Below are 18,584 nucleotides of genomic sequence, written 5' to 3' on the forward strand. Positions count from 1 at the left end.
AATAGACGTGTTTGCCGGCACAAGAAGGAGGACCTATGCTGGAAGTTTCCCATTTATCCAAGAAATATGGAAAATATTACGCGAATCATGATTTAAGTTTTCGAGTTTCAGATGGAGAGATCCTGATTATGATGGGTCCAAACGGGGCCGGGAAATCAACGGCGATCAAGTCGATTATGGGTCTTTTGCGCCACGAGGGATGGGTTCATATGGACGGGATGCCTACAGGCAAGGCGGAGGCCAGACGGTACCTGGGTTATGTTCCAGAGATGCCGGCTCTCTATCCCAATCTGACGGTAGACGAACATCTGGAATTTATTGCCAGGGCCTATCGGCTCAAGGATTATAAAGCCTATAAGGAAGAACTCTTAAGCCGGATGGAGCTGACAGACAAGCGGAAGAAATTTGGGGATGAACTCTCCAAGGGAATGCAGCAGAAATTATCCATCTGCTGCGGATTCCTGCCAAGACCGAAACTGCTTATCTTTGATGAGCCCATGATCGGTCTGGATCCGCATGCGATTCGTGAATTAAAGAAGATGATTCTTGAACTGCGTGAGGAGGGCAAATCTGTTATGATTTCAACCCATATCATTGATTCGGTTGAGGACCTCTGGGATGAAGCTCTCATCTTAAAGCAGGGGCAAATTCTTGCCAGCGTGACCAGGCAGTCTCTGGCCGAGCAGAATACCTCTCTGGAAGATCTCTACTTTCAGCTGACTGAGGGAAAAGAAGCTGAGGCAGAGGAGGCGCGATTATGAGAGTCTTTGGCTATTATCTCGCGCACAGTTTCAAAAACAGCATTCGAAAGATCTTTCGAACCTGGGTTGCCATTTATATTGTCTTCATAATCCTTATGGCAGTTGTCGGAGGCCTGATCGGCTATTCTGCCTCCCACCTCTCCGAAGGCGGGAAGAAAGAGGAGATCAGGCAGGAGGAGAGCTATGACCAGGGAGATGGTGGGAAGGACTCCCGGGCAAAGAATCAGGCGCAGAGTCAGGAGTATCCCCTTGCGGCCGCCCTGGGGATTCAGGGGGTGAGCGGGAGACAGATCGGTATGGCGCTTCCCTTTCTGGTGGGGTTTTTGGTTCTGCTCTTTGCCCTCTACTCGGCGGGGAAGAACGGTTCGGCAATCTTTCAGATGGCAGATGTCAATCTGCTCTTTACTTCGTCCATGCGGCCCCAATCCATTCTGGCTTTCCGAACGATGATGCAGACGATTCTCCTCTTCGTCTCGGCGATCTGGATGTCCTTTCAGATTCCTAATTTCATCAATATGGGCATGGGACTGATGGGGGCGATCTCCCTGGTGGCAGTCTGGGCGCTTCTGCTGATCTTCATTCAGTTTGTGAGCATTGTTGTCTACAGTCTGCTCTCTCTCAGGGAGGGCAGATATCGAAATCTCAGTCATTATATTGTCTATGTTATGCTTGGTTTGCTGGCATTTGCTTTACTCTACTATGTCAAGACCAGCGGCAGCAGTCCGCTGATGGCCCTGATTGAGATCGCGACATCGGATCAGATCCGCTTTGTGCCATATCTGGGTTGGCTGGCTGCTTTTTCCTGGTCCATGACGGCAGGAGATATAGCGGGTGCTGTCCTTTGGATGGGGGCTTTTGTCCTGGGAATGATCGTTCTGGCTCTCATTATCTGGAAGATTCCGGTCTTCTTCTATGAGGATGCCCTGCCCCAGGCAGAGAAGCGGCAGAAGATGATGGAGGCTTCCAGGGCTAAGGGAAAGCCTCTGGAGAGCAATAAGAAACGATCTAAAATCGCCGGGTATTTTCGCTATGACGTTGGGCAGATGGGGCGCGGCCTGGGGGCAAATGCTTTCTTCTTTAAGGCGCTGCACAGCTGGCGGTCAGAAGCGGTGCGAGGGATTATCAGCCGCAATGCCCTGATCAATCTGGCGATAGGAATCGGCAGCTATCTGGTGAACGACCGGCTGGGCCTGACAGATCCCAATCGGCTTCTGGCTGTTTACTTCGCGGCAATGATCATCTTCATCTTCATGATGTCTGCCGGGACACATTTGAATCAGGAACTGGAGCGTGACTTTATTTTCCTGGTGCCGGAACCGGTCTGGAAGAAGCTTGCCTTTACCGTGCTCTCTGATCTGGTCTGCGATCTGCTGGATATTTTGCCCGGCTGGATCATTTTCAACCTTCTGGTCAGACCGGACCTTTCGATGAACCTGGCAGGGCTGCTTTTACTTGTGACCACAGGCCTCTATGTCGCGGGACAGAGTGTTTTGACCAGGCTGGTGATTCCGGACCGGCTGGCGGCTATGGTAAAACGCATGATGACGATGGTGATTTACAGCTTTTCCATGATTATTATCCTGGTAAGCGCAATTGTTGGGGCGATGATCAGTGGCTTTTGGGGAGCGATGGTTGCGGTTGGAGCTGCAGAGACTGTGGCCGGAATATTGGCTTTCTTACCCGGTCCCTTCATTATCGAGCGGGGGAGAAGCTAGGAACGCAATACAGTGCCCGCCTGGTCTTGTCTAACAGGGTCTGCATGCAGTGAAAGGAATTGAAATTGACAGATACTATTATTTTTCCAAATCTCCATCTGACCTTACATGTGGGCCGCAATATTAGTATCGGAGGCTTTACCATTGCCTACTACGGGATCATTATTGCCATTGGCATGCTGATTGGAGTGAATCTGATCCTGCGGGAGGCCAAGCGAACCGGACAGAAGGAAGACGACTATCTGGATCTGTGCATCTGGGGCCTGATTGCCGCTGTGGTCGGATGCCGTATCTATTATGTGGCCTTTCGCTGGGATGACTACCGGGACAATCTCTTAGAGATCTTTGACCTGCGGGCAGGAGGCCTGGCGATCTACGGGGGAATCATCGGGGCGGTTCTTATGATTGGAATCCTGACCAAGCTGGTTAAGAAGATTTCTTTCTGGCAGGTGGCGGATACGGTTGTTCTCGGTCTGGTAATCGGTCAGGTTCTGGGACGCTGGGGCAACTTCTTCAATCGAGAGGTCTTCGGGGAGTACACCAATAATCTCCTGGCCATGCAGCTGCCTGTCTCCGCCATACGAACCAGTTCCGAAATTTCGTCGACTATGGCTCAGCACATGGTGACCATCGGTGGAGAGACCTTCATCCAGGTGGCCCCCACATTTTTGTATGAATCCCTTTGGAACCTTGCCCTTTTTGTTATTCTCATGCTGCTGCGAAAGCATATTCGATTCCGGGGACAGCAGTTCTGGACCTATATGCTGGGATATGGAATCGGACGCTTTTGGATTGAGGGCGTCCGCACAGACCAGCTCTATCTCTGGAATACTTGGATTCCGGTCAGTCAGCTTCTGGCAGGGATTCTTGCCCTGCTGGGCTTCCTTGTCCTGCTGATCGGGCTGATCAGATCCAGAAAACATCCTTTAAGGGAAAGAGAGCCAGAAAAGAAGAAGGCTCTGCAGACGGCCGGAACAAACCGACCGGGAGAGGTTCAGCTGCTGGATTTAAATGATGAGTCGGATGATGTCGAAAGGGAAACTGGATTCGGACAAGAAGGTCAGAAATCAGAAGAAGAGAAATAGAAATACCATTTGATATGTGGGGATTGTCTCCCCCGATCGAAGAATTAACGTTACAGGACTTTCGACAGAGAGACGAAAAGCGGTTTTGGCTGGCCTTACAGGCACTGGTCAAAACCGCTTTTCATCTGAAACATTTCCCTAATGAGCAGCTTTTTGAGCGGCTTTGATAGAAGACGTGCGCATAGGCGACTTGCCTATTGCTGAATAAAAGAAATAAAAAATGATTCGATCACCCGGAGCCAAACGCAAATTATGCGGTACCAGCTCGTCATATTTTAATAGAAGCTCATTTTGATCGGGAGGGAATAAAGAATCCGCACTCTTGTTTACCAAGGAGACCCGAAGAATTTTATTATCGTTGTCTATGGAGATGATATATGCCTCTTGCTTTAACAGAGCTGATCCTATGCCCCCGGATATTAAAAGGCTGTGATCTGGTTCGGACTTTTTTGAAGCGGTAATTACGCATATAAAAACCCCAAAAACGATACAGAGAATAAGGAGTTTTTTCTTTTTCATGGAAAAATGTCCCTTCGTAGTCAGTCCAATATGCGTAATCGAGATTTATATATCTCACTGTTGCATACCATCCATCACATGCCATAAGAGGGAAGGAAAAAGAGTAAAGCTAAAGAGACCGATCATAGAATCGATAGAAAGCTTCTTTTTATATTTTTCATAAATAAGCTCCTTTTATTATGTATATGAAGATGGGGTAAAAGGAAAAAACAATGGACGCACCTCCTCTTATTTAATAATTTTACTCTCGTATATGAGATAGAGTCAATTTTTTTACAGTTATTTAGCATCCACCGGCCTTGTTGCTCTTCTTGAAAAGCTATAGCTACACGGAATTTCAATTTTTAGGAAGTTACCTGTTGACATTTGTCAGCAGGTTTTTTTGTGCAGATCTAAGGGAAAGGACAGGGAGACATGAGGATAGAAGACGCGGGGATAGGGAGGCGCAAGGACAGTGAGGGGCGGGGCGCAGGAATAGAGATATGCAGGGACAGTGAGGCGCAGGACAGTAGCGCAAGATTGGAGACATGCAGGGAGGGGAGGATCAAGGATGTGGGGAGTGCAGGGTAGTTAAAGCGCGCGGAAATGAAGGCACCGGAAAAGAATGGGTCAATAGTACTGAAAAATCAGTGTAGAAAATGTGAAATCCTGTGACTATTATACAAAATATATGTTCTTGCACTATATATAGAGATTAAAGGAATAAAAAACACAATTTATTGTATGGGATTTGCCTCCACCGGGTTGCCAGCTCCCACAAGCCCGCTGTTTCAGAGGATTTCCGCATTGAAATGCCTCTCGTGTCAGGTTAAAATACAGGACAAGTGGTACGAAGTGGTAACTAAGTGCCACAAAGTGGTGGATAAGTTGAAAACTCTGTGGAAAAGTTACGGGGATGAAAAGTTATCCACAGTGGTCAGGAAACGCTGCTGCAGGCGATGGATCAAAAGAAATCTGAGGGAAAGGAGGTTTGTGCCATATGTTCATGGGAGAGTATGAACACAACGTGGACAGCAAGGGACGTCTGATCATTCCCGCCAGGTTCCGTGAAGAACTGGGCGAGGGCTTTGTGATGACCAAGGGGCTGGACGGCTGTCTCTTCGTTTACTCGGCCGAGGAGTGGCACAAGCTTGAGACCAAGATTCATGAGACCCCGATGACCACAAAGGATGCCCGCAAGTTCATGCGTTTCTTCTTTGCCGGCGCCGCCACCTGCGAGATCGATAAGCAGGGGCGTACGCTGATCCCTCCCAGTCTTCGCGCCTATGCCGGGCTGAGCAAGGATGTGGTTTTGGCCGGAGTCTCAACCCGTATCGAGATCTGGGACAAGAAGCTCTGGGACGAGACCAACAGCTATGAGGATATGGATGAGGTGGCTGAGCACATGGCGGATCTTGGCATCATGATCTAAGGAGCAAAGATGGAATTCAAACACTATTCGGTCATGCTCCGGGAGACGATCGATGCCCTCGCCGTCAAGCCTGATGGCATTTATGTGGATGGCACGATGGGCGGCGCGGGACATTCCCGCCAGATCGCGTCCCGCTTGTCCGGGAGGGGACGTCTGATCTGTATTGATCAGGATGCGGATGCCATCGCGGCCGGAAAAGAGAAACTAAAGGACTTCTCTGACCGGGTTACGATCGTTCGAAGCAATTACGAGCGGATGCGCCAGATTTTAGAGGAGTTGGGAATTGCTTCTGTCAACGGGATCCTTTTGGATCTGGGCGTTTCCTCTTATCAGCTGGATACGCCGGAGCGGGGCTTTTCCTATATGGATGAGGAGGCGCTTTTGGATATGCGGATGGATTGCCGCAATCCAAGGACCGCCAGAGATATTGTCAATGAATACAGCGAAAGAGAACTCTTTCGTATGATTCGAAATTACGGGGAAGATCGTTTTGCCAAAAATATTGCCAAGAACATCGTTTTGGCCAGACAAAAGAAGACAATTGAGACGGTGGGAGAGCTCAACGCGGTAATCCGCAGGTCTGTCCCCAGGAAGATTCAGGTCACGGGCGGCCATCCGGCCAAACGAACCTATCAGGCCATCCGTATTGAACTCAACCGTGAGCTGGACGTTTTGAGAGATCACATTGATGAGATGATTGATCTGCTGGCTGATGAAGGCCGATTCGCCGTCATCAGCTTCCACTCTCTGGAGGATCGCATTGTAAAAAATGCCTTCCAGACCGCGGAGGACCCCTGCATCTGTCCGCCGGAATTTCCGGTCTGCATCTGCGGGCGAAAGAGCAAGGGCAGGGTGATCACAAGAAAGCCAATCCTCCCCGGGGAAGAGGAGCTGGCGGAGAATCATCGCTCCAGAAGTGCCAAGCTGCGCGTCTTTGAGCGGAGAGTTGTTAGAGAAGAAGAGTAGGAAGTAGGAACAATGGCTAAGGTTTCCAGACTTTATTGGACAAGAAGCGCGGACGGAAGCGCGGCGCGGGAACTGATCTCCGATCAGGAGTATCAGCTTCGCCGCCAGCAGGAGAAGGAGCGGGCGGCCAGACAGCGGCGTTTACGGAATCGCAACCAGGTTCGGGCCAGACGTCAGGCCAAATACAACACCATACGTGTCGCTGTGTATCTGCTTGCGGTGACAGCTTTCCTCCTGGCATATGTTGCCCTGCAATCCTCTGTGACCACGTCGATGAAGGAACTGGCGAATCTTCAGTCACAGATTGCGACTCTGAAGGCGGAGAATTCCGCGACGGAGAATCGGATGAATGCCGGAGCTAACCTGGAGACGGTTAAGGACAAGGCGCAGAAGTCCCTGGGTATGGTATATGCTGACAGCAGTCAGATTGTGTACTATACTATGGAGGATACCGATTACATGGATCAGTATTGATCTTCCGCTTGTAAGGGAATAGAGTCGTGGCGTCGAGACATAATCGAAGAAAGAAGTTATATAGCAAGATCCTGTATCGAATGCAGAAGAGGCTGGGAGCAATCTTCCTCCTCTTCTGCCTTCTTGCTGTTGCGCTCATTGGACGACTCATGTATATCAACTACGTTTCCGGCGCCAAGTATGAGAAGATTGTCCTCTCCCAGCAGAATTACAATTCCACAGTGATCCCCTTTCAGAGAGGCAATATTGTCGATGCCAAGGGGACAGTGCTGGCGACTTCCGTCGATGTCTATAATGTCATCCTGGACGCGCGGGAGCTGACGGACGCATCCGCGTTGGCGGAGAAGAAGAAATCCGGCAAGGGCAAAGAAATTGTCGACGAGACAGTCAAGGCGCTGACAGAGCATTTCTCTGAGATACAGGAGGATCAGGTCCGCAGGGAATTGCAGGAGAATCCAAACAAACGCTATATTGTCCTGGCCAAAAAGGTATCCAATGAGAAGATGACGGCCTTTCAAAAGGACACGTCTGGCAAGAACAGCAAGGTAAACGGAATCTGGTTTGAAAAGCAGTATACCAGGCAGTATCCCTATGGTTCTCTGGCGGCCTCGGTGATCGGCTTTGCCTCGGATGGCAATTCCGGAACCATCGGTCTGGAGAGGGCCTATAATGATGTCCTGAATGGAACAAACGGACGCTCTTACGGCTATGTCAATTCCGACAACAACGTGGAGAACACGGTGGAGGAGGCAAAGGACGGGAATACCCTGGTCACTTCCATCGACGTCAATATTCAGTCGATTGTGGAGTCGTCCATCAAGAGCTTTAACGACCAGATGATTGAGGCCCGCGGCATGGCTAAGACCAGGGAGGCCATGGGAGGTTCCGCCCAGGGCTCTTTACACACGTCGGTTCTGGTCATGAATCCGAATACGGGAGAGATTCTCGCCAATGCCAACTACCCGGGCTTCGACCTCAACAAGCCGAGGGATGTATCCTCCTATTACACGCCGGAGCAGTTATCCGCCATGTCAGCGCAGGATCAGCTTCAGGTGCTCAACAACATATGGAATAACTTCTCTGTCTCCAGCGCCTATGAGCCCGGGTCCACAGCCAAGGTTCTGACCATGGCGGCGGGACTGGAAACAGGCACGGTCTCCACTTCAGACACCTATGACTGCTCCGGCGGAATGCAGGTGGGAGATTACTATATTCACTGCTGGAACCATGAGGGCCATGGGCATCAGACCATGCAGCAGGTTCTGCAGAATTCCTGTAATGTCGGCATGATGCAGATGGTCGCCAAGATCGGTCCTGAGAATTTCTCCAAATATCAGGCCAGATTTAATCTGGGCCAGAAGACCGGCATCGATCTGCCGGGGGAGGTCTCTACCGCCTCCCTGCTCTACACCGAAAACCAGCTGGCTTCCAACAAGGTATCTCTGGCGACCAACGCCTTTGGACAGAACTATAATGTCAATATGATGCAGATGGCATCCGCCTTCTCCTCTGTCGTCAACGGGGGGAACTATTATGAGCCCCATGTCGTCAGCTCCATTAAGGACGAGCAGGGCAATACGGTTAAGACGATTGAGCCGACCATCATGAAGAAGACGGTGTCCAGGGAGACCAGTGATACCCTAAAGACCTTCCTGAAGGGGGTCGTAGAAGAGGGGACCGGCAAAAAGGCTGCTGTGACAGGCTATTCTGTGGGAGGTAAGACGGGAACCGCGGAGAAGGTACCCAGAGGAAACGGAAATTACCTGCTCTCCTTCATCGGTGCGGCCCCGATTGAAAATCCGCAGGTTGTCATCTATGTGGTTGTCGATCAGCCGGACGCGCAGGATCAGACCAGTAACTCCTATGCGTCACAGATTTTTTCAAATATCGCCTCACAGATTCTTCCCTATATGAATGTTCCGACCGTCAATGATCAGGCCAAGGCAGCGGCGGATCAGGCGGCCAGGCAGGCCAAGGAGAAAGGGGTTGACCTGTCCGGAGGAAAGACCAATACAGCGACAACGGATACGCCGAATCTGAATCCGGACGAGAGCGCCGCAGGCGGAAGATCTGACAATTCTTCAGGGACCGGCTATGGCAGAAGCAATGCCGTTCGCTAGCGGAGCAGAAGCAGGAGCAATTATGTTGAATCAAATTTTGATACCTCTTTTGGCGGCTTTTCTCATGGTGGCAGTGATGGGGCCGTTCACAATTCCCATGCTGCTCCGATTGAAAATCGGAAACACGGAGAGAGAGGAGTTAAAGAGCCATCAGAGCAAGAACGGAACCCCCTCCATGGGAGGGATCATGATTTTACTTGCTCTGACTGTTGTGTCCATTGTATACGGGAGAAGCTATCCTCGCATTCTGCCTGTTCTGGAACTGACTCTGGGATTTGGGATCATCGGCTTTATTGATGATTTTCTAAAGACCGCCAAGAAGAATTCAGACGGATTGATCGCCTGGCAGAAGCTGCTTTTGGAGATTCTGGTCACCGGTATTTTCCTCTATCTGCTGATTACCTTTCACCCGGATTTTCGGGCCCTGATCATTCCCTTCTGCTCAGGGATGATCGACAGCGGCGTATGGTCCTACCCCCTGGTATTTTTTGTCGTTCTCGGAACGGTAAACGGGGTCAATTTCACAGATGGTCTGGACGGACTGGCGTCCAGTGTCACTGCCGTCGTCGCGGCGTTTTTTGGCTTCGCCTCCCTCTATCTGGGTCTCGGCCTGGAGCCGATTGCCGCCGCTGTCATCGGAGCCCTCATGGGCTTCTTGCTCTATAATCTGTATCCGGCCAGGGTATTCATGGGAGATACAGGCTCTCTGGCTCTGGGCGGCTTCGTCGCCGGTATCGCCTATATGCTGCACATGCCCATCTTCATTCCGATTGTGGGCGGAATCTATCTGATCGAGGTACTGTCCGTCATCATTCAGGTGACGTATTTCAAGGCCACCCATGGAAAGAGAATCTTTCGCATGGCTCCGATTCACCATCATTTTGAACTGGGAGGCTGGTCGGAGACCAGGGTCGTGGGGATTTTTACTATTGTAACCGTGATCCTGGCCATGATCGCCATGCTGGGACTTGTGGGGGCCGCCTGAGAAATGTCCGTGATATGTGATGAACCACTGCGGATCAATTGAGAAAGAAGAGAGTATGAATTCTTATCTTATCGTCGGAACCGGTGTCAGCGGCGTCGCCGCCGTGTCGCTTCTGCAGAAGTCAAATGCCAGCGTCTGTGTCTTTGACGGGAACAATACTTTAGATGAGGCGGGGCTGATCTTAAAGCACCCCCAGCTGGAGGGAGTAGCCATCTATCTGGGAGAACTGCCGGAAGAGGCCTATGACGACTTTGACACAGTGATTCTCTCCCCGGGAGTTCCCGTGGACAGCCCTCTGGTGGAGTCTCTGAAGGCCAGGGGAAAGAGGATCTGGGGAGAAATAGAGCTGGCCTACCGCCTGGGACGCGGTCATCTGGCGGCGATCACGGGGACTAACGGGAAGACCACGACGACATCCATGGTCGGCCTTATCCTCAGGACCTGTTTCCCCGATGTTCAGGTGGTTGGAAATATCGGAACACCCTATACGGAGGTGGCCGCCGACACAAAAGATGAGACCCGTATCGTCGCGGAGGTCTCCTCCTTTCAGCTGGAGACGATTGAGACTTTCCACCCGTCTGTGTCAGCCATTTTAAATATCACGCCGGATCACCTGAATCGCCACCACACCATGGAGAATTATATCGCCTGCAAGGAGCGGATTACAGAGAACCAGACAGCGGATGAGACGGTGGTTTTAAACCTGGAGGACCCAATCCTGCGGGAATTCGGGAAGACCCTGCCAAACCATGTGGTCTGGTTCTCCGGCAGGCGCAGGCTTAAGGAGGGATATTATTACCGTGAGGAGGATCACAGTATCCGTTACTGTCAGGGGCAGGAGGAAGAGCTCATTCTCTCTGTGCGGGAGCTTCAGGTCGTGGGTCGCCATAACTACGAGAATGCCATGGCAGCCATTGCCATCAGCAGAGCTATGGGAGTCCCCATGGACAAGATTAAAGAGGGACTCAGGGCTTTTACCGCGGTGGAGCACCGCATAGAGTATGTCTGCACCAAGCGGGGCGTTCGCTATTACAATGACTCCAAGGGGACCAATCCCGACGCCGCCATCAAGGGGATTGAGGCTATGGATTCCCCTACCTGCCTGATCGGAGGGGGCTACGACAAGAAGTCGGATTTCGGGGACTGGGTCGACGCCTTCAAGGGGAAGGTTAAGCTTCTGGTCCTGATCGGAGAGACCCGGGCCCAGATCGCCAAGTGCTGCCAGGATCACGGCTTCAATGATTTTGTCTACGCTGATACCTTAGAGGAGGCGGTAAAGATCTGTTACACCAATGCAAAAGAGGGGGATGAGGTGCTCTTGTCCCCGGCCTGCGCCAGCTGGGATATGTTCCACAGCTATGAGGAGAGAGGAAAACTATTCAAGAAATACGTAAGGGAACTTCCAGATTAAGGAGACCGCATGTCAACACGAACCGCCGAAAGGAAGCGGAGCCGCTTCTTCAGAAAACAGGATAAGATCATCAGCAGGGAGCTGTCGAAGCGAAGGGCGTCGAGTTATGTGGACTATACCCTGGTTCTGCTTCTGATCCTGCTCATGGGATTTGGCTTTCTCATGCTTTACTCGACATCCTCCTACAGCTCCTATATGACCTACGGTCACTCCTTTCACTATCTGATTCGCCAGGGTTCTTTCGCGATACTGGGCCTGGCAGCCATGTTTGCTCTGGCCCGTATGGATTATCACAAGCTCTGCGGCCTGAGGTGGCCGATCTATATTCTGGCCTGGGGAGGAACCCTGCTTCTCTTAGTCTTCGGCCGCTCCGCTAACGGGTCAACTCGCTGGCTTCGCCTGGGACCTGTGAGCGTTCAGCCTTCTGAGATCGCCAAGACAGCAGTGATTATTCTGACGGCAGGCCTGATTTCCCTGCATCCTCGTCTGGTGAATCAGTGGAAGGGACTGGTCTTGTTCTCCTTGGCCCAGCTGGCTCTGGCGGCGCCGATTCTAAAGGAGAATATGTCCACATCCATTATCGTTGTCGGGATCGTATTTTTCATGCTTCTGATCGCAAGCCGGGAGCGCAGGGCCTTCTTCTACGCGGGATTGATCGGACTCGGCCTTGGGACAGCCGGAGTTGTCTTCGGCGGAGCCTATCGTCTGGCCAGAATCCGGGTCTGGCTGCATCCGGAGCTGGACGCGTCCGACAAGGGATACCAGACCATGCAGGCCCTCTACGCCATCGGCTCCGGGGGACTCTTCGGCAAGGGGCTGGGAGAGAGCATGCAAAAGCAGTTCATCCCTGAGGCCCAGAACGATATGATCTTCTCTGTCATTACAGAGGAGCTGGGGATCTTCGGCGCGGTGATTCTGATCATTCTCTACCTGGTTCTGATCTGGCGCCTGACCATGATCGCCATGTACTGCAAGGATCTGTTCGGGTCTTTTCTCGTGATCGGCATCGCTGTTCACATGGGTCTGCAGGTGCTAATGAATATCGCGGTTGTGACCAACAGCATGCCAAATACCGGCGTCACCCTGCCTTTTGTCAGCTACGGGGGATCCGCCCTGCTGATGACTATGATAGAGATGGGAATTGCCCTGAGTGTGTCGAAGAATACAGGCCCGGGACTGGACCAGGTTTGAGGTGAGGAGTGTTGGAGATGCTGCATGATCCGGACAAAGAGAGCAATCGCAAAGAGCGCCAGAAAAAGAACCTGATCCGCTTTTATCTGCGCAGGGGACTTCTGCTTCTTCTGGGCCTGCTGATCCTGGCAATCCTGCTGATCGCGCTGATCTGTAAGGAGACCTCGGTCAGTGTAGAGGGTACAGCCATCTACAGCCAGGAGGAGGTGATCGACCGAATCTTAGATGATAAGCTGAGCCGCAGGAACACGGTCTATGCCTTCCTGAAAAATGCCCTGCTTCCAAAAAAGAATATCCCCTTCATTGACTCGGCCAGAATCCGCTTTCGCTCCGCGGGGCAGATTACCATTGAGATCAGGCAGACTCCGATGACCGGCTATTATCTTTTGGCTGACGGGACAAACCGAGCCTACTTCAACGCGAAGGGACAGGTGACGGACGTCTCTTCACTTGTGGTCGACGGTTTGCCGTCTCTCAGCGGGATTTCAGCAGAGAAGGCGAAAAAAGGAGACATCATTCCAATCCAGGATAAGGCGGACCGGGAGAGTGTCCTGTCGATCTATCAGTTTTTCGCGGACAAATCCATTGCCATCAGCGATCTGAAGCTGGGAGAAAACGGAACAGTCCAGGTCAGCTGCAAGAACCTGAACATCAGTCTCGGGTCCAAGACCAATCTGAGAGACAAGTTAAAAAGGGTACCCTATCTGCTGGATAAGATCGAGGATATGAGCGGGACGCTGCATCTGGAGAACTGGACTCCGGATAATACGGATGTCATCTTCGAGAAGGATCAGGCACAGATGGAAAAGGAGGCGCAGCAGCAGAAGGAGAGTAATCAGGCGGATTCGAAGAATTCGAAGAATTCGAAGGAGGGTAATTCGAAGGAAGAGACCAAGAAGAGCAATTAAAAACTTGTGTCGTATGGACAAAAAATGTATTATAGATGATGTCAGTTTTTATCGTTTGGCAGAGGATAGATCGAATCCTCGGGCGATGAGAAAGTGAAACAAAAGAGCAGAGAGGACCATAAGAGTCTTAAGTCGGGAAATACAGGGATATAACAGGAGGATACACCGTGTTAGAGATTACAACCAACGAGTCTGAGTTCAAGGCTAAGATTATTGTTGTGGGTGTCGGCGGAGCAGGTAACAATGCAGTCAGCCGCATGGTTCGCGCCAATGTCACCGGCGTCGACTTTGTCGGTGTGAACACGGACAGCCAGGCATTGAATCTCTGCCAGGCCCCCACCCTGATTCAAATTGGAGAGAAGCTGACCAAGGGTCTTGGCGCCGGCGCCAAGCCTGAAATCGGCCAGAAGGCCGCGGAAGAGACCGCGGAGGAACTGGCCAACGCCATCAAGGGAGCCGATATGGTATTTGTCACCTGCGGTATGGGCGGCGGCACCGGTACAGGGGCGGCTCCTGTGATCGCCAAGCTGGCCAAGGACCAGGGGATTTTGACCGTCGGAGTTGTGACCAAGCCCTTCCTCTTTGAGGCCAAGTCCCGTATGGTGAAAGCGCTCACCGGTATTGAGAACCTGCAGGAGAACGTGGACACGCTGATCGTAATTCCCAATGAGAAGCTCAACCAGATTACGGATCACAAGACCTCCTTCTCTGACGCGATGGAGATGGCGGATCAGGTCCTGCAGGAGGCAGTACAGGGGATCACTGATCTGATCAAGCTGCCCGGCGAGATCAATCTGGACTTCGGCGATGTTCGCACCGTTATGGAGAACAAGGGCATGGCCCATATCGGAATTGGTCAGGCCAAGGGGGATGAGAAGGCGCTCGAGGCGGTTCGTATTGCCGTTGAGTCTCCCCTGCTCGAGACCAAGATCGATGGAGCCTCCGATGTCATCATCAATATCTGCGGCGATATCACACTGCAGGATGCCACCAACGCGGCTTCTTATGTGGAAGATCTCACCGGCGAGGACACCAATGTTATCTTTGGCGCCCGCATTGATTCGTCCATGACGGATGAGTGTCAGATTACCGTGATCGCAACCGGTCTTCTGGAATCTGAGACCAATGACCGTGTGTCTCTTAGCGAGGAGAGGAAGAAGCAGGCGGCAACGGCGCAGGCCCAGCAGCTGTCGGCCCCGAGCTTTACCAAGCCCAAGGCACAGACAGCGGCGCCAAAGGCTCCCGCCTTGAACGGACTGGCTCAGCCCAGCCCGGTCAGGCCTACCGTCAAGGAGGAGGACATCAAGATTCCGGATTTCCTCAGAAGCAGAAAATAAAACGGGTTTTGTCATGATGAAGAGGGTCTCCTTCGGGAGACCCTCTTTCGGTAGAAGATGTATGTTTGAACGAAAGAAAACAGAGCGTCCAGAAGAATCCGCTCCTGAGAGTGCTTATATTCTGGATTTGATTGATCTCGAACGGTACAGGGATCATTTCTATGACTATCTGGCGATTAACGAGGATTACTATCTGCCGGAGGAGGAAGTGAGGGAGTATTATGTCCCCGGAAGCAACCTGCGCAAATACTTTGTTGTCCGGGGGGAACATGTCCAGCTTCAGGGAGGCCAGGTTCTCGTGGACGGCGGACCTGTCGGAGAGCTGAAGACGTCGGATGAAGAGATGGTGGAAGGCTGGCAGGACCGGGAGATCATCAAGCGCATGGAGGTCTTTTTGGGAGGGGGAGCATTTAAACAGATCCGCCTGAGAGAAGACAGGGTCTTTGACTGGGAGAAAAATCCCGGTCAGGCCGCCGGAGGACGAGGAAATGAGTCCGCAGCCCGGGGGACGCAGAGGACAGCTTCTGCGGGAACCGGGGAGACAAAGGATGGGGAAGTTGCCTTAAATGAGGGGGCAGACCCCGCGGGAACCGGGGAGACAAAGGCAGAGGAAGCTGTCCCGGATGAGGGGTCAGAGGAGAGGATCGAGGTTTGCGACCGGCGGATCCCATATTACGCCTATCTTTATCTGGAGCTAAAGGGAAGTTTGTCAGCAGGAGAAGTGGCAAAGAAGAGGGAATTTCCCTGGCCCTCCCGGTTGATCTTTCGCAGGAAGCCTAAGCTAAGAAGAGCCAGGTCTCGGGGAAAGAGAGACGAGGGGGCATCTCGCGGCTGACCTGCCAAGCTGTGCGACCGGGCGCTGAGCCAAGCTGTTTGACCAGGCACTGAAATGAGGAAATATGTCATCCAGAGTATTTGAGTTCTCAGATGAGGGCAGAGATCAGAAGGCTGCCGCGGCGGATGAGCCTGCTGTGACCTGCCAGCTTTTTGATTCTGACAGTGGATCGGCGGATCCGGAGCATCCCATCATGCTTCTTCGGGATTCGGCCAGAACCATGGTTCATCACACATCCGGAATATTCATCAATCCAAAGGGCAGGATGGCCTTTTGCTTCGGTAAGTCCTCAGACCAGCTCTTTGCCGATATCCTGCGCCTGGATTCTCGTTTTGAGGACCTGATCAAGTGGCTGGGAGAGAACAAGAGCCAGGTTCGCCTGTCCGGGGCACAGACCGAGGAGGGATACGCTGTCTATCGGATGCACGCGGTGGACGCGACAGGCAGGCATCGATTGTCCTCTGAGGACGCATTCCTTCAGCTGGCGATCGGGCGTCTTCTGGCATCGGATCCCCCCTGTAAAGCCAGGCCGGACATGGACGATGAGATCTCCGAGGAACCGCGGCTGACGGATCTGACTACAATTGAGAACTATCTGCGTGTTGCCGGCAATGCCTTGCCTGTCAATATCCGCGGCTGGGCCTGGCGCAATCTGTCCATGACCCGCAGCCATGCGATCAGTCAGGAGGAGAGACGCCATGCCCAGAGGGCTCTCTCAATTATGCTTGGAATCAGCTGGGAGAGCGACTATTTTCCGCCCATTGATCCCATCAGGGCCAGAGCTATTTTAGATGAGAATCTCTACGGTATGGAGAGGGTCAAGCAGAGAATTATTGAGACAGTCATTCAGATCAACCGAACCCATACCCTGCCCGCCTACGGTCTTCTTCTGGCCGGTCCGGCCGGAGTCGGCAAGTCCCAGATCGCCTATGCGGTCGCCCGGATTCTGGCTCTGCCCTGGACTTCTTTGGATATGTCTACCATTTCCGACCCGGAGGCTTTAACCGGTTCTCCCCGCGTCTATGCCAACGCCAAGCCCGGCCGCATCATGGAGGCCTTCTCTCAGGCCCAGGCGTCCAATCTGGTCTTTATCATCAATGAGCTGGACAAGGCAGAGGCCGGCGGAGGGAGCAATCCGGCGGACGCCCTTTTGACCCTCCTGGACAATCTCGGCTTTACAGATAATTATATGGAGTGCACGATTCCGACCACGGGAGTCTATCCGATTGCGACGGCCAATGATAAGAGCAGGATTTCAGAGCCTCTGATGACGCGTTTCGCCCTGATCGATATTCCCGACTACACGCCGGAGGAGAAGAAGATCATCTTCAGGGATTTTTCCCTTCCAAAGGTCTTAAGACGCATGGCCATGACAGAGGATGAACTGACCATAAGCGATGAGGGTGTGGACCGGATCATTGCTGCCTACGCAAACGCGCCGGGAGTTCGTGACCTGGAGCAGGCGGCGGAGCATCTGGCGGCCAATGCCCTCTATCGCATTGAGACAAAGGGGGTCAAATCCGTTTGCTTTGACGCAAAGGATATTGCCTCCCTGCTGGGAGATTAAAGGAGCTGGACCATGAAGTGGTCACTTGCAAAAGTCTTGAATCTTGTCAATTTTATTTGCCTTCTGGGGGCTACGATGGAACTGGCGATCCGCTACGGCGGCCTGCCGGCGCAGATCATCAGTAGGTATTCCCTGGATGGAAGCCTTGGGGAGCCTGGGAAGAAATCTACCCTTCTGGTTCTTGCCCTTATGATGTGGGCCCTGACACTCTTTCTTCTTTTGGCTGATCTCTTTCCCAGACTCTTTCGTATGCAGCAGGGGCTTTCCTCAGAGGAGACGGATGTCGGCCGGATTGTAGGGCAGACTCTGTCCGGAATTAAATTAGCGGTGACGCTCCTGCTCTGGTGGATGCTTCACAGAGCTCTTGGACAGCAGCCTCTCGGGAGAGCCTATCTCTTCCTTTTCCTGCTGGCGATTACTCTGCCCCTGGTTCTTATGCTCGTCAGGATTCTGAGGATCAAATAGGGCAGGCGCATAAAAAGCTAATGAAAGAGCATAGAGTCGGGCGGCCTGTCCAGTGAAGTGGATTTGGGCTGTATATAACAGAGTGGGTTTGAGCGGACTTGTCTGAGAGGAATCTTTGGATTAGAATGGTTTCATTGAGTGAAGACAAGAGCGTGCGAGGAGCTCTCCTCAAGCAGACAAGACGCTATGACAAATGACAGGGGTGAAAGATGAGTCAGGAGAAAGTAGATCGCAATAAGGAGGCGAAGCGCAACATCAAGAAGACGCTGAAGGTCAGGCGGCGCAGGCGTATTTTGGGGCTGCTGGCAACGGTCCTGATTCTGTTCGCGATTGTCGGCGGCGGCGGTTTCTACGGCTATCAGCGCTATCAGGCCTATCAGAAGACGCATATGAAGTCGACGGTGGTTGACCTGTCCGAGATCAGCAATTATCTGTCCAGTGTGACTGCGGGGCAGGAGAGCAAGTAGGTACTGTGATTGCGGCTTGACAGTCCGGTCTATCTTGGATACTATATTTCTTGTCGCTGATAGAAGCGGCAATATGCGCGAGTGGCTCAGTTGGTGGAGCGCGACCTTGCCAAGGTCGAGGCCGCGGGTTCGAGTCCCGTCTCGCGCTCGGGTAATGAGGAAGAAGTCGTCCCCTTTAGGGACGGCTTCTTCCTCATTATTCGAGTGCACTTTGCACTCGAAGGTTCGAGGTCTCGCCTGCCGGCTCGGTCGGCCCGCAGTCGTGGCGTCCACCGGACGCCGCGGGCCGTCTCGCGCTCCTGTAGGACGGAGGAGTCTCTTTAGGGGCGGCTTCTTTCTCATGATTCGAGTGCACTTTGCACTCGAA

The 18,584-nt window shown here is 52.4% G+C and carries 17 protein-coding genes and 1 tRNA gene; 17 read left to right on the forward strand and 1 reads right to left on the reverse strand.

Features of this window, described 5'->3' with window-relative positions; translation table 11 throughout:
- Positions 1 to 35: 35 nt before the first annotated feature.
- The 3 genes from HMPREF1508_RS00445 (at position 36) to lgt (ending at position 3,561) form a co-directional block, all read left to right on the forward strand.
- The gene (locus tag HMPREF1508_RS00445) at positions 36 to 761 is read left to right on the forward strand and encodes an ABC transporter ATP-binding protein (protein WP_044958426.1); all 726 of its coding nucleotides are present in this window, start codon (positions 36 to 38) and stop codon (positions 759 to 761) included.
- Positions 758 to 2,476 (forward strand): putative ABC exporter domain-containing protein, encoded by a 1,719-nt coding sequence (locus tag HMPREF1508_RS00450; RefSeq protein ID WP_044958428.1) that lies wholly within the window; start codon positions 758 to 760, stop codon positions 2,474 to 2,476. The genes HMPREF1508_RS00445 and HMPREF1508_RS00450 overlap by 4 nt, the downstream gene beginning before the upstream one ends.
- Positions 2,477 to 2,541: 65 nt before the next feature.
- A complete protein-coding gene (gene lgt / locus HMPREF1508_RS00455) occupies positions 2,542 to 3,561 on the forward strand; it encodes a prolipoprotein diacylglyceryl transferase (RefSeq protein ID WP_083790732.1) in 1,020 nt (339 codons plus the stop codon).
- A 138-nt stretch (positions 3,562 to 3,699) separates the two neighbouring features.
- Here lgt and HMPREF1508_RS00460 read toward each other — a convergent pair whose 3' ends face one another.
- Complete coding sequence (locus tag HMPREF1508_RS00460; RefSeq protein ID WP_044958431.1) at positions 3,700 to 4,080, reverse strand: hypothetical protein; 381 nt, start codon at positions 4,078 to 4,080, stop codon at positions 3,700 to 3,702.
- Between the two features lie 979 nt (positions 4,081 to 5,059).
- Here HMPREF1508_RS00460 and mraZ point away from each other — a divergent pair.
- The 14 genes from mraZ (at position 5,060) to HMPREF1508_RS00530 (ending at position 18,365) form a co-directional block, all read left to right on the forward strand.
- Positions 5,060 to 5,491 carry a division/cell wall cluster transcriptional repressor MraZ gene (mraZ, locus tag HMPREF1508_RS00465; RefSeq protein WP_044958432.1) on the forward strand — a complete coding sequence of 144 codons (432 nt, stop codon included), beginning with the start codon at positions 5,060 to 5,062 and terminating at the stop codon, positions 5,489 to 5,491.
- Positions 5,492 to 5,500: 9 nt separating this feature from the next.
- On the forward strand, positions 5,501 to 6,457 hold the full coding sequence (rsmH, locus tag HMPREF1508_RS00470) for a 16S rRNA (cytosine(1402)-N(4))-methyltransferase RsmH (RefSeq protein ID WP_044958434.1): 957 nt from the start codon (positions 5,501 to 5,503) through the stop codon (positions 6,455 to 6,457).
- A gap of 12 nt (positions 6,458 to 6,469) precedes the next feature.
- Positions 6,470 to 6,931: a hypothetical protein gene (locus tag HMPREF1508_RS00475; protein ID WP_044958436.1), complete on the forward strand. Its 462-nt coding sequence runs from the start codon at positions 6,470 to 6,472 to the stop codon at positions 6,929 to 6,931.
- Positions 6,932 to 7,011: 80 nt separating this feature from the next.
- Positions 7,012 to 9,051 (forward strand): peptidoglycan D,D-transpeptidase FtsI family protein, encoded by a 2,040-nt coding sequence (locus HMPREF1508_RS00480; RefSeq protein ID WP_044958438.1) that lies wholly within the window; start codon positions 7,012 to 7,014, stop codon positions 9,049 to 9,051.
- A gap of 22 nt (positions 9,052 to 9,073) precedes the next feature.
- Positions 9,074 to 10,036, forward strand: a complete 963-nt coding sequence (gene mraY / locus HMPREF1508_RS00485; protein ID WP_044958439.1) for a phospho-N-acetylmuramoyl-pentapeptide-transferase — start codon at positions 9,074 to 9,076, stop codon at positions 10,034 to 10,036.
- 55 nt (positions 10,037 to 10,091) lie between these two features.
- The gene (gene murD, locus HMPREF1508_RS00490) at positions 10,092 to 11,447 is read left to right on the forward strand and encodes a UDP-N-acetylmuramoyl-L-alanine--D-glutamate ligase (protein ID WP_044958441.1); all 1,356 of its coding nucleotides are present in this window, start codon (positions 10,092 to 10,094) and stop codon (positions 11,445 to 11,447) included.
- 9 nt (positions 11,448 to 11,456) lie between these two features.
- A complete protein-coding gene (locus HMPREF1508_RS00495) occupies positions 11,457 to 12,638 on the forward strand; it encodes an FtsW/RodA/SpoVE family cell cycle protein (protein WP_049906776.1) in 1,182 nt (393 codons plus the stop codon).
- A 17-nt stretch (positions 12,639 to 12,655) separates the two neighbouring features.
- Positions 12,656 to 13,546 carry a cell division protein FtsQ/DivIB gene (locus tag HMPREF1508_RS00500; protein WP_044958443.1) on the forward strand — a complete coding sequence of 297 codons (891 nt, stop codon included), beginning with the start codon at positions 12,656 to 12,658 and terminating at the stop codon, positions 13,544 to 13,546.
- 167 nt (positions 13,547 to 13,713) lie between these two features.
- Positions 13,714 to 14,883 (forward strand): cell division protein FtsZ, encoded by a 1,170-nt coding sequence (gene ftsZ, locus HMPREF1508_RS00505; protein ID WP_006906451.1) that lies wholly within the window; start codon positions 13,714 to 13,716, stop codon positions 14,881 to 14,883.
- A 61-nt stretch (positions 14,884 to 14,944) separates the two neighbouring features.
- On the forward strand, positions 14,945 to 15,718 hold the full coding sequence (locus HMPREF1508_RS00510) for a hypothetical protein (protein ID WP_044958447.1): 774 nt from the start codon (positions 14,945 to 14,947) through the stop codon (positions 15,716 to 15,718).
- 64 nt (positions 15,719 to 15,782) lie between these two features.
- Positions 15,783 to 17,285, forward strand: a complete 1,503-nt coding sequence (locus HMPREF1508_RS00515; protein WP_044958449.1) for an AAA family ATPase — start codon at positions 15,783 to 15,785, stop codon at positions 17,283 to 17,285.
- Positions 17,286 to 17,297: 12 nt separating this feature from the next.
- A complete protein-coding gene (locus tag HMPREF1508_RS00520; protein ID WP_044958450.1) occupies positions 17,298 to 17,750 on the forward strand; it encodes a hypothetical protein in 453 nt (150 codons plus the stop codon).
- Between the two features lie 209 nt (positions 17,751 to 17,959).
- Complete coding sequence (locus HMPREF1508_RS00525) at positions 17,960 to 18,217, forward strand: hypothetical protein (RefSeq protein ID WP_044958451.1); 258 nt, start codon at positions 17,960 to 17,962, stop codon at positions 18,215 to 18,217.
- Positions 18,218 to 18,292: 75 nt separating this feature from the next.
- Positions 18,293 to 18,365, forward strand: a tRNA-Gly gene (locus HMPREF1508_RS00530).
- The last annotated feature ends 219 nt before the right edge of the window (positions 18,366 to 18,584 follow it).

Origin of the sequence: Shuttleworthella sp. MSX8B, from assembly GCF_000524295.1 — a bacterium.
Lineage (GTDB): Bacteria > Bacillota > Clostridia > Lachnospirales > Lachnospiraceae > Shuttleworthia > Shuttleworthia satelles.